An 11,204-nucleotide genomic window follows, 5' to 3' on the forward strand; every position below is an offset into this window, starting at 1 on the left:
AAAAGCGGATGCCGGTTCTGGTCAGTCCGGCGCCTGTCCGCTGCGCGCCAGAACCTCACCGGCAAGATAGAGCGATCCGCAGATCAGGATCCGCGGTGGTTCGCCGTCTTCTGCGGCGCAGGCTGCCACATCTGCCAGGGCCGCGTCCAGCGATTGGAACGGTGTTGCCTCCAGGCCAGCGCAACGCGCCAGGTCGGCGAGATCCTCCGGCGACCGGCCGGTCGAGGTGGTCATGATCGGCACGGTGCCGACATGGCGGACCAGTCCGTCGAAAGGCCTGAAGAAACCGATCGGGTCCTTGGTCGTCAGCATGCCGGCAACAAGATAGAGCGGGCGCGGCGCGCGCTCTTCCTGTTCACCCATGAATTGGGCGACGGAGAGACCCGCCCCCGGATTGTGACCGCCGTCCAGCCAGATTTCCGAGCCTTCCGGACACATGTCGACCAGAGCCCCATGGGTGATCGGCTGCAGGCGCCCCGGCCAGTTGACGGCCTTCAGGCCCTGCGCGACGGTTGCCTCATCGGGCAGGAGCCCGGCATTCTTCAAGGCTGCGATGGCAAGCCCCGCATTGGCGAACTGGTGGCGGCCGCCCAGAACGGGCATCGGCAGATCGATCAGTTCATCCTCGTCCTGATAGGCCATCCGGCCCTGATCCGCCTGGGCGACAAAATCCTGGCCGAACACTTTCAGGGGGGCGCGGTTCCAGGCCGCCTGACGGGCAATGGTGGCCAGCGCCTCGTCTTCCTGGGCCGCGCAGATGACCGGCACGCCGGGCTTGATGATGCCGGCTTTTTCGGCGGCGATGACGGCCAGATCGTCGCCCAGGAACTTCTCGTGATCCATGGAGACCGGCGTGATCACCGTTGCCAGCGGATCATCGATGACATTGGTGGCGTCGAGCCGGCCGCCCAGTCCCACTTCCAGAAGGAGAATGTCGGCGGGATGTTCGGCAAACAGCAGCAGCGCCGCGGCGGTGGTGATCTCGAAAAAGGTGATCTCCTCGCCGCCATTGGCTTCTTCACAGCGGTGCAGAGCATCGTAGAGCACCGGATCGGAGACATAGCGACCATCGCTGCCGAGGCGGATGCGCTCGTTGAAGGAGACAAGATGCGGGGACGTGTAGACGTGACAGCGTTTGCCCGAGGCTTCCAGGATGGCGCGCATGGTCGCGGTCACCGAGCCCTTGCCGTTGGTGCCGGCAATATGGATGACCGGCGGCAGGCGGTGTTCCGGATGGCCGAGAGCAGCCAGCAGACGATGCATGCGGCCGAGGGAAAGATCGATTTCCTTCGGATGCAGGGCCAGCAGGCGGTCCAGAATTTTCGTGACTTGATCCAAGGCGCCCTCCGCAGGGTCCCTTTGTTCCGTTAAACGCTCTTTACGCCTTTACGGGATAGCCGAACCGGACACAAGCGGACGGTCTGGAAACGTCGCATCACGCCGTTTTCCCGACGTGTTCAGGCGATGCCGGCACCCTAGCTGGCCGGCTCGGCTGCTTTTTCCGCGGGTTGTTCGGGTTTTTCCTCCGGTTTTGCCTCGGCCTCCGGAGCCGGTTCCTTCGGCGCTTCAAGCTTCGGCAACTCGACCTCGCGCTTCATCAGGATGCCGCAGATACGCGCCAGCGTCTCGCGCATTTTCTGGCGCGGCACCACCATGTCGATCATGCCGTGATCGAGCAGGTATTCGGCGGTCTGGAAATCGTCCGGCAGTTTTTCGCGCACGGTCTGTTCGATCACGCGGCGGCCGGCAAAGCCGATCTGCGCGCCCGGCTCGGCAATGTGGACGTCACCAAGCATTGCGTAGGAGGCGGAGACACCGCCCGTGGTCGGGTTGGTCAGCACGACGATATAGGGCAGGCCGGCCTCGCGCAGCATCTGAACGCCCACGGTGGTGCGCGGCATCTGCATCAGGGAGAGAATGCCTTCCTGCATGCGGGCACCGCCCGAGGCGGCAAACATCACGAACGGGGTCTTGTCCTCGACCGCCTTCAGCATGCCCGCCAGGATCGCCTCGCCGGCGGCCATGCCGAGCGAGCCGGCGATGAAATCGAAATTCTGGACGGCCGCGGTGAAGTCCATGCCGTTGATCTGGCCCTGGGCGACCAGAACCGCCTCATCCTCGCCCGAGCGGGCACGGGCTTCCTTCAGGCGCTCGGAATAGCGCTTTGAATCGCGGAACTTGTGGGGATCGGCGTGAACCTCGGGGGTCTTGACGTTGGTGTACCTGCCGTCGTCGAACAGCGCTTCCAGGCGCTTGCGCGCAGGCATGCGCATGTGGTGGCCGGAATTCGGGATCACCCAGAGATTGGCTTCCAGATCCCGGTGAAACACCATCTCGCCGGTTTCCGGGCACTTGATCCAGAGGTTTTCCGGAACTTCGCGCTTCTTCCAGAGATCGCGGATCTTGGGGCGTACGATAGAGTTGATCCAGTTCACGTCAAACGCGTCCCGTTGTCTTCAAGAACACACGCGGTGCTCGGGTTGTCCATTGGCGGAGATATGGGGTCCGCCGGAATTCCTTCAATTCAGGCCGAGCGCGCGCGGGCGCAGCCGGAGGCCAGATCCGCGACAACGTCGGTCACGGCCTTGACGGTCCGGTCGGTCGCCTTGCCGGCCTCGTCGAGGCTCTCGCGAATGGCGTTGACCAGGACCGAACCGACGACGACACCATCGGCATCCTTGCCGATCACGGCAGCCTGGTCGGCGGTCTTGACGCCAAAGCCGACAGCCACGGGCAGGTCGGTATGTCCCTTGATCCGGTTGACCGCAGCCGTTACCCGGCCGGTATCGGCAATGTTGGCACCGGTGATGCCTGTCACCGAGACGTAATAGACGAAACCGGAGGTGTTTGCCAGAACGGCGGGCAGGCGCTTGTCGTCGGTGGTCGGCGTCGCCAGCCGAATGAAATTGAGCCCTGCCTCAAGCGCGGGAATGCACAACTCGTCATCGGCTTCGGCCGGAATATCGACGATGATGAAACCGTCCACGCCGGCGTCCTTGGCAACCTTTACGAATTTCTTCGGATCGCGCACATAGATCGGATTGTAATAGCCCATCAGGATGATCGGCGTGTCCTGGTCCTGCTTGCGGAAGGTGCGCACCATGTCCAGCGTCTTGTCCATGGTGTGACCGGCGGCCAGGGCCCGCTGGTTGCCCAGCTGGATCGGGATGCCCTCGGCCATCGGATCGGAAAACGGCATGCCCAGTTCAATGACATCGGCACCGGCGGCGGGAAGGGCGTTGAGGACGTCCTGGGAAGTCTTCAGGTCCGGATCGCCCGCGGTGACAAAGGTGACCAGGGCCGGCCGGCCGGCTTCCGCACAGGCTTTAAAACGGCGGTCGATACGCGTTTCCGTCATTCACTGCTACCCTTTTTGTGCTGTCCGGTGGGTCCGGAGCTTTCCCGTGTCTGCGATGTACGGGTGCAGTGCGGGCCATGTCAATCTATCTCGTGCACATTCAGGTGCCGGCAAGCGGATCGGAAGGCTTCGGCCGGGAGCGGCTTACCGGCTCGGGTAGTCGATCAGGCCGATGGCACGCAGGTCGGCATCGGCACGATAGATGTGCTCGCTGCCCATGGGACGCGCGCGGGTGGCCCGGGCAACGGGACTTCCCGCACCGCGGAACACGGTGGCCAGGGGCGCTGCCGACGGTGCGCTCAATTGAAGTGCCTGCAAGGTGCTCATCTCAAACAACCATAAAACGGGCTTTGCCGCCCGGAATCACAACCGGCTTGGAATCTAGGATTTTTTTGCACTGCAGCAACCAGAGTCCATGCAGATCAGGTCTGCATTTGATGCATGGCTGCCGTGTGAGATACGCAACGTCAGCTACTGGAAAAATGCACTCTGTGCGTCTATGTTGACGGCTACATCAAAGCCGTCAAAACAAAAAGGAGCCGAAATTGGCCCATTCCCTGTTCGAGCCCGCCCCGGAGCCCCTGAGTGAAAAGCTGTGGCGCCGCGTGAAGGATCTGAGCTTTCAAACGCGCAACGTCCCGCCTCGCCCGTCCGCGGATCAGACCGACCCGGCTCTTCTGGCGCAGGCCGGCCGCCTGGATGCCCGCGGCCGGCAGCAGCTGCTGGAAGCCGTGCTGACCACCAAGCCGATCAGGAAATAAGGCCGCGCGGCCAAGCCGTGCAGCCTTTATCGAAATGTGCCTGCCCGAGCCGGGAGGCCGGTACCGATCAGCGACGTCCGTAATGTTTCCGGAAGGCGTGATTGGTGATGTCGCTGCGCTCCAGGCCGAGATCGGCGAGCTGGGCAGTATTCATGTGGTTCAGGCGGGCGATTTCGCCAGCGACCCTGCGGGATGCGCGGAAGTCGCGGACAAATCCGGTCAGCAGATCGAAAGCCATTTTCTGTTTCCTTTGGGGCGAACCGGCGAGGGAAGCCGGTCCTCACTGTCTACACCGCCTCATTTAGCTTTTCCCACCCGTTTCACAATGCATGTTATTGCATTGCAGCACTTCTGGAGTCGCGGGGCTGGTTAACGGGGAAGGAGAATCAACGGCGGGCGTCACCCCGGACAAGCGATAGCGCAGATCCGGGGCCTACTCGCATCGCCGCTTGTCACCAAGATAACTTGTTCGAGCCGTCTTGCCGCAAATAATGTCCGCTCTGCAGATGAGTAGGCCCCGGGTCTCACTTCGTTCGCCCGGGGTTGTTTGTCTGAAGAGGTTTTATAGTGGGGTTGGTCTCCCGGACTGCAATTCCGGGAGACCAGTGACAGACGACCGAGCCGGGATAGGGTTTTCACCCGTTGTCATCAAGGTTCTCTGTCGCTTCCTTTTCCCGCTTGGAGAGTTGGATGGGCCGCTGGTCGCACGCCCGCAAACAATCCGAAGCATGAACAGGATACCATCTTCATGAGCGTTCTTGAATGTGCACCGTCCCATGTGGTCGGTATTGATGTTTCCAAAGACACTTTGGTGGTCTTTGATCAGACACAGCAGAGACTGACGAGTATCGACAACAATCGGGACGCGATCGCCAAACTGGTCGCCTCTTTTGGTCCGGACGCACTGGTTGTGTGCGAGCCCACTGGCGGACACGAGGCTCTCCTGGTGAGTGAGCTGATAGCGCAAGGCGTTGCCTGCCACCGGGCCGACACCCTGAAGGTCCAGGCGTTCATTAAGTCTTTCGGCCGGCTGGCAAAAACCGATGCCATCGATGCCAAGGCACTTGCTCAATATGGCGAAGAACGCTGGAAACAGCTCCCGCTGCTCCAACCCAAAGACGAGGCACAAGGGGAGCTGGCTGCGTTGGTAAGCCGGCGGGAGGGGCTCATGGCGATCAAGATAGCCGAGACCAATCGCTTGAAGGCCCCTGCCAACAACAGGAGACTTGTGAGATCGTTCAAGACCGTCATTGCCTGTGTGCAGAGGCAAATCGACCGGATCGACGAGGAGATCGAAGACCTGATCGCCTCCTCCCAGACCCTGTCACGACGCATGCAGATCTGCTGTTCTTTGCCTGGTGTGGGGGAACGGACAGCCATTGCCTTGCTCGCAACGATGCCAGAGCTGGGTACCCTAACCCGAAGGCAGGCTGCTTCCCTCGCGGGGCTGGCGCCGCACCCCAGAGACAGCGGAACCCTAAAAGGCTACCGCAAAATGCGGGGAGGACGACCCGAAGTTCGCAAAGGCGTCTTTATGGCCGCACTGGCTGGATCGCGAGCAAAAGGACCGTTAAGTGCCTTCTATCAAAGGCTTATTGAAAACGGAAAGAAGCCTATCGTAGCCATCTCCGCACTCATGAGAAAGATCATCGTCATCCTAAATGCAAAAATCAGAGACGAAATGAGCGCAATGAGTTGATGACACTCTGGAAGATTAGGACAAGCAAAAGCCGCGCGCTTTACAGCGCACGGCTTACCAAACCTCGATAGATCCGATTCCTACAGGTCGAAGCCGAGCATCTGGCCAACGGCAAAGACATCCTTGTCGCCACGGCCGCACAGGTTCATGACAAGGATCTGGTCCTTGTCCATCTGCGGTGCCAGCTTGACCACATGGGCGAGGGCATGAGACGGCTCGAGCGCCGGGATGATGCCTTCGACGCGGGTCAGCATCTGGAACGCGTCCAGCGCCTCGGTGTCCATCACTGGCACATACTCGACACGGCCGATTTCCTTCAGCCAGGAATGTTCCGGACCGATGCCCGGGTAATCCAGCCCGGCGGAGATCGAATGACCTTCCAGGATCTGGCCGTCATCGTCCTGAAGCAGATAGGTGCGGTTGCCATGCAGGACACCCGGCTTGCCCGCGGTCAGGGACGCACAATGTTCTTCGCCTTCAAGGCCATGGCCGCCCGCTTCGACGCCGTAGATCTTGACGTCCTTGTCGTCAAGGAACGGATGGAACAGGCCGATGGCGTTGGAGCCGCCGCCGACGGCGGCGACCAGCGCGTCCGGAAGACGGCCTTCGGCCTCCATCATCTGCTCGCGCAGTTCCTTGCCGATCACCGACTGGAAGTCACGCACCATCTCCGGATAGGGGTGCGGCCCCGCGGCGGTGCCGATCAGGTAATAGGTGTCCTCGACATTGGTCACCCAGTCGCGCAGCGCCTCGTTCATGGCGTCCTTCAGCGTGCCGGCCCCGGCCGTCACCGGAACGATCTCGGCACCGAGCAGCTTCATGCGGAAAACGTTCGGCTTCTGCCGCTCCACGTCGGTCTTGCCCATATAGACCACACAGGGCAGGCCGAAGCGCGCGCAGACGGTGGCCGTTGCCACGCCGTGCTGGCCGGCGCCGGTCTCGGCGATGATGCGCGTCTTGCCCATGCGCTTGGCCAGCAGGATCTGGCCGAGGCAATTGTTGATCTTGTGGGAGCCGGTGTGGTTCAGCTCGTCGCGCTTGAAATAGATCTTGGCGCCGCCGAGTTCGTTGGTCAGGCGCTCGGCGAAATAGAGCGGCGAGGGACGGCCGGTATAATGCTTGTTCAGCGTTTCGATCTCGGCATGGAAGGCCGGATCGTTCTTGGCGTCCTTGTAGTGCTGCTCCAGGTCGAGGATCAGCGGCATCAGGGTTTCGGCCACGTAGCGGCCGCCGAAAATGCCGAAATGCCCGCGATCGTCCGGACCGGTCCGGATGCTGTTGGCCATGTCGTTCACGCGAAAACTCCTTGAAATCCGGTCACTCAGCCCGGAACCTTGACGCCTTTGGCCGCGGCCAGAAAAGCGCGAATGAGATCACTGTCCTTGACGCCCTTGTCCCGTTCGACACCGGAGGAAACGTCCACCGCCGTCACACCGCTCAGCCGGATGGCTTCGGCGACATTTGAAGGATCCAGCCCTCCGGAAAGCATGAAGGGCTTCTTCAGGTCAAGATCTTTCAGGATCGACCAGTCATAGGACACGCCGTTGCCGCCGGGCAGCTCCGATCCTTTCGGCGGTTTGGCATCGAACAGAAGCCAATCGGCAACGACTGCGTAATACTGCGCGGCTTCCAGATCCGCCTTCTCCGAGATCGACATCGCTTTCATGACCTTGACGCCATGCATCACCTTGGCCGCCGCCAGAGATTCCGGGGCTTCCGACCCATGAAACTGGATGATGTCCGGGTTCACCAGTTCCTTGATCCGGGACAGGCCGTCCAGGTCCATGTTGACGGTCACCGCCACGATCTCCGCCCTGCCGCGGGCCATGTCGGCCAGCCTGCAGGCGTCGCTCAGCGAGACATGACGCGGGCTCTTGGGAAAGAACATCAGCCCGACCATGTCCGCCCCCGCGTCCAGCGCGGCTGCCATGGTGTCCTCGGTCGAGAGACCGCAGATTTTGACTTTAATATCCGACATGGTTCCGAGGTATCGCCGGTGAAGCGAAGTTTGTCAAAAGGGGAATTCCACCTCGAATTTCGAACATCACTCATGTTCGCGCAGCCTCGCCCCTGTTCGCTCCGCCAATTTGACAGGGGAGAGGACTATTTTTCGACAGGCATGGCCCCGAATTCGGCAAAGAGACGGCGAAAAATCTCGCCGCGATGTTAAAAGCCTTGCAACATCCCCTAAATGCTGTTTGCAAGATGGCTGACGAACGGTCCTGAACTGAAGGTACTTGTTAATGACTGACACAACCCATCAAGACGGCGCTCAAGAACACCATTGGGCTGGCCGCCGCGGTGACCGATACACCGACCGCAACACCTTTCTCGAAACCCAGGTCGAAAAACGCGTCGATTTCTGGAAGAAGTGTTTTCGCAAGACGGACGATGTTGCCTCGATGGTTGAGTTCGGCCCAAATGCCGGCATCAACCTTCACGCGATCAAGCGCGCCTTTCCGGATCTGTCCCTGTCCGCTGTGGAACTGAACGCAAAAGCCGTCAGCCAATTGCAGGAAAGCCTTCCGGGCGTTGAAGTGTTCCACGACAATATCGTGACCTTTGACGCGGACAGGACCTGGGACATGGTGCTGATCAAGGGTGTCCTGATTCACGTTACCAAGGACGACAAGTACCACGCGGTTCTGGCGAACATGGACAAGTACGCCGACAAATACGTCCTGATCGTCGATCACGTTTCCGACGAACCGGTGAAGGTCAGATACTATGAGCGGGACGATCTCTGGCTGATCCGGAATTTTCCGATCGATTTCATCGATCGCCACCCGGACTGGCGGATCATCGACATGGGCTTCTTCCACCGGAACGACGTCGGTGAGGGAATCCGGGATGACTGCCGGGATATGCGCTGGTTTCTGCTGAAAAAGGACGCTGCCGGAGGATCTTCTTCCGACACCCCGGCTTGAAGATCTTCGCGCTCTCAACAAGAGGCGCCGGAACGTGGTTCCGGCGCCAGCCACGTTAGGTCACGTTGAACGCCGCGATGGCTGCCATGTTGACGATGTCGCTGTCCTTTGCGCCCAGCGGCACGATCTGGATCGGCTTGTCGAAGCCGACGAGAAGCGGTCCGATGACCGTGGCGCCGCCGAGTTCCTGCAGCATCTTGGTGGCGATGGAAGCGGAGTGGAACGCCGGCATGACCAGGACGTTGGCCGGACCGGACAGGCGGCAGAACGGGTAGGATCCCATGCGGTCCATGTTGAGCGCGACGTCAGCGGCCATTTCGCCGTCATATTCGAAATCGACCCGGCGCCGGTCGAGGATTTTCACCGCCTCGATCACCTTCTCGGACCGCTCGCCCTTGGGATGGCCGAAGGTGGAATAGGCCAGCATCGCCACGCGCGGCTCGTAGCCGAGCTTGCGGGCGACATGGGCGGCTTCCTCCGCGATATCGGCAAGTTCCTCCGAGGTCGGCATGTCGATCACGGCCGTGTCGGCGATCAGGACCGTTCGGCCGCGGGCCAGCGCCAGCGACACGCCGATCACCCGGTGGCCGGGTTTCGGGTCGATGGTCGCCTTGACCGTGTCGAGCGCTACCGAATAGTTCCGCGTCAGGCCCGTCACCATGGCATCGGCGTCGCCCCGGGCGACCATGATCGCGCCCCAGTAGTTGCGGTCGTTGTTGACCATGCGCTGGCAGTCACGCAGAAGATAGCCCCGGCGCTGCAGGCGGCCATAGAGATATTGCGCATAGTCGGCGTTGCGGTCCGACAGACGCGCGTTCTGGATGGACAATCCGGACTTGCCGAGATCGATGCCGGCCTGCTCGGCCATTTTCCGGATCTCGTCCTCGCGGCCGATCAGGATCGCCTCGCCCAGGCCCTGCGAAACGAAGCTGGCGGCGGCGCGGATGACCGGCTCCTCCTCGCCCTCGGCGAAAACAACGCGTTTCGGCTGCTGGCGCACCTTGGAGAAGATCCGCTGCAGCGTGCCGGCGATCGGATCGCGGCGCGCCGACAGCTGGTTCTTGTAGGCTTCCATGTCGACGATCGGACGGCGGGCGACGCCGGAATCCATCGCCGCCTGGGCAACAGCGGGCGGGATCGCGGAAATCAGGCGCGGATCGAACGGCACCGGAATGATGTATTCCGGTCCGAATTTCGGCCGGTTGCCCCGATAGGCGGCCGCGACCTCGTCCGGCACTTCCTCGCGCGCCAGTTCGGCCAGCGCATGCGCGCAGGCGACCTTCATGTCGTCGTTGATCGTGGTTGCCTGGACATCCAGCGCGCCACGGAAAATATAGGGAAAGCCGAGCACGTTGTTGACCTGGTTCGGGTAGTCCGACCGGCCGGTGGCAACGATGGCATCGTCGCGCACCGCATGCGCCTCCTCGGGGGTGATCTCCGGATCCGGATTGGCCATGGCGAAAATGATCGGGTTCGGCGCCATCGCCTTCAGCATGTCCGCCGTCAGCGCGCCCTTCACCGACACGCCGATGAAGACATCCGCACCCTTGAGCGCGTCATAGAGCGACCGGGCCTTGGTCTCGATGGCGTGGGCGGACTTCCACTGGTTCATGCCCTCTTCGCGGCCCTTGTAGATCACGCCCTTGGTGTCGCAGAGCGTGACGTTTGCGTGGGGAATGCCCATGGCCTTGATCAGCTCGATACAGGCGATACCCGCCGCGCCCGCGCCGTTGCAGACCACTTTCGTGTCCTTCATGTCGCGGCCGGTCATGTGCAGCGCGTTGATCAGGCCCGCGGCGGCGATGATCGCGGTGCCGTGCTGGTCATCGTGGAAGACCGGGATGTCCATCAATTCGCGCAGACGCTGCTCGATGATGAAACAGTCCGGCGCCTTGATGTCCTCAAGGTTGATGCCGCCGAAGGACGGGCCGAGGTAGCGCACGGAGTTGATGAATTCGTCAACGTCCTGGGTGTCGACCTCAAGGTCGATGCTGTCGACATCGGCAAAACGCTTGAACAGCACCGACTTGCCTTCCATCACCGGCTTTGACGCCAGGGCGCCGAGGTTGCCGAGACCCAGGATCGCGGAGCCGTTGGAAATCACGGCGACCATGTTGCCCTTGGTGGTGTAGTCGTAGGCGCGGCTCGGATCGTCCGCGATCGCCAGCACCGGCACGGCCACGCCCGGAGAATAGGCCAGCGACAGGTCCCGCTGGGTGGCCATCGGCTTGGTCGGCGCGATCTCCAGTTTCCCGGGCCGGCCCTCCTGATGGAACTGAAGCGCTTCCTGATCGGTGAAGCTGACGCTGGTCTTGGCGGATTTATCGGAGGGCATGACGCGGACGTTTCCTTTTTGGTCGCTCTCTTGACGGGCGGGAGCCTGACCTTATCCCCTGCAAAATGAAGCCTCAAGCCATGATGGCCTACCCCCTTGGTGGAATGGCGCACACAGTTTGCTA

Annotated in this window: 11 protein-coding genes; 3 read left to right on the top strand and 8 right to left on the bottom strand. The window is 61.6% G+C overall.

The features are described 5' to 3' along the window. Nucleotides 1–21: 21 nt before the first annotated feature. The 4 genes from O6760_RS07430 to O6760_RS07445 form a co-directional block, all read right to left on the bottom strand. On the bottom strand, nucleotides 22–1,338 hold the full coding sequence (locus O6760_RS07430; protein ID WP_269584850.1) for a bifunctional folylpolyglutamate synthase/dihydrofolate synthase: 1,317 nt from the start codon (nucleotides 1,336–1,338) through the stop codon (nucleotides 22–24). A gap of 137 nt (nucleotides 1,339–1,475) precedes the next feature. Then, complete coding sequence (gene accD / locus O6760_RS07435) at nucleotides 1,476–2,435, bottom strand: acetyl-CoA carboxylase, carboxyltransferase subunit beta (RefSeq protein ID WP_269584851.1); 960 nt, start codon at nucleotides 2,433–2,435, stop codon at nucleotides 1,476–1,478. A gap of 89 nt (nucleotides 2,436–2,524) precedes the next feature. Then, nucleotides 2,525–3,358 carry a tryptophan synthase subunit alpha gene (gene trpA / locus O6760_RS07440; protein ID WP_269584852.1) on the bottom strand — a complete coding sequence of 278 codons (834 nt, stop codon included), beginning with the start codon at nucleotides 3,356–3,358 and terminating at the stop codon, nucleotides 2,525–2,527. A 144-nt stretch (nucleotides 3,359–3,502) separates the two neighbouring features. Next, a complete protein-coding gene (locus O6760_RS07445; protein WP_269584853.1) occupies nucleotides 3,503–3,685 on the bottom strand; it encodes a hypothetical protein in 183 nt (60 codons plus the stop codon). A 218-nt stretch (nucleotides 3,686–3,903) separates the two neighbouring features. Here O6760_RS07445 and O6760_RS07450 point away from each other — a divergent pair, with 218 nt between their 5' ends. Next, a complete protein-coding gene (locus tag O6760_RS07450; RefSeq protein ID WP_269584854.1) occupies nucleotides 3,904–4,119 on the top strand; it encodes a hypothetical protein in 216 nt (71 codons plus the stop codon). 67 nt (nucleotides 4,120–4,186) lie between these two features. Here O6760_RS07450 and O6760_RS07455 read toward each other — a convergent pair whose 3' ends face one another. Beyond that, the gene (locus O6760_RS07455; RefSeq protein ID WP_269584855.1) at nucleotides 4,187–4,357 is read right to left on the bottom strand and encodes a DUF1127 domain-containing protein; all 171 of its coding nucleotides are present in this window, start codon (nucleotides 4,355–4,357) and stop codon (nucleotides 4,187–4,189) included. Nucleotides 4,358–4,867: 510 nt separating this feature from the next. Here O6760_RS07455 and O6760_RS07460 point away from each other — a divergent pair. Beyond that, complete coding sequence (locus O6760_RS07460; RefSeq protein WP_269580683.1) at nucleotides 4,868–5,818, top strand: IS110 family transposase; 951 nt, start codon at nucleotides 4,868–4,870, stop codon at nucleotides 5,816–5,818. An 80-nt stretch (nucleotides 5,819–5,898) separates the two neighbouring features. On the opposite strand, the gene trpB is transcribed toward O6760_RS07460, so the two are convergent. Then, the gene (gene trpB, locus O6760_RS07465; protein ID WP_269586227.1) at nucleotides 5,899–7,104 is read right to left on the bottom strand and encodes a tryptophan synthase subunit beta; all 1,206 of its coding nucleotides are present in this window, start codon (nucleotides 7,102–7,104) and stop codon (nucleotides 5,899–5,901) included. A 35-nt stretch (nucleotides 7,105–7,139) separates the two neighbouring features. After that, complete coding sequence (locus O6760_RS07470) at nucleotides 7,140–7,796, bottom strand: phosphoribosylanthranilate isomerase (protein WP_269584856.1); 657 nt, start codon at nucleotides 7,794–7,796, stop codon at nucleotides 7,140–7,142. Nucleotides 7,797–8,061: 265 nt separating this feature from the next. Here O6760_RS07470 and O6760_RS07475 point away from each other — a divergent pair, with 265 nt between their 5' ends. Beyond that, nucleotides 8,062–8,745, top strand: a complete 684-nt coding sequence (locus O6760_RS07475) for a pseudaminic acid biosynthesis-associated methylase (RefSeq protein WP_269584857.1) — start codon at nucleotides 8,062–8,064, stop codon at nucleotides 8,743–8,745. A gap of 55 nt (nucleotides 8,746–8,800) precedes the next feature. On the opposite strand, the gene O6760_RS07480 is transcribed toward O6760_RS07475, so the two are convergent. Beyond that, nucleotides 8,801–11,080 (bottom strand): NADP-dependent malic enzyme, encoded by a 2,280-nt coding sequence (locus tag O6760_RS07480; protein ID WP_269584858.1) that lies wholly within the window; start codon nucleotides 11,078–11,080, stop codon nucleotides 8,801–8,803. Between the last annotated feature and the right edge of the window lie 124 nt (nucleotides 11,081–11,204).

It is taken from the genome of Roseibium sp. Sym1 (assembly GCF_027359675.1).
GTDB lineage: Bacteria > Pseudomonadota > Alphaproteobacteria > Rhizobiales > Stappiaceae > Roseibium.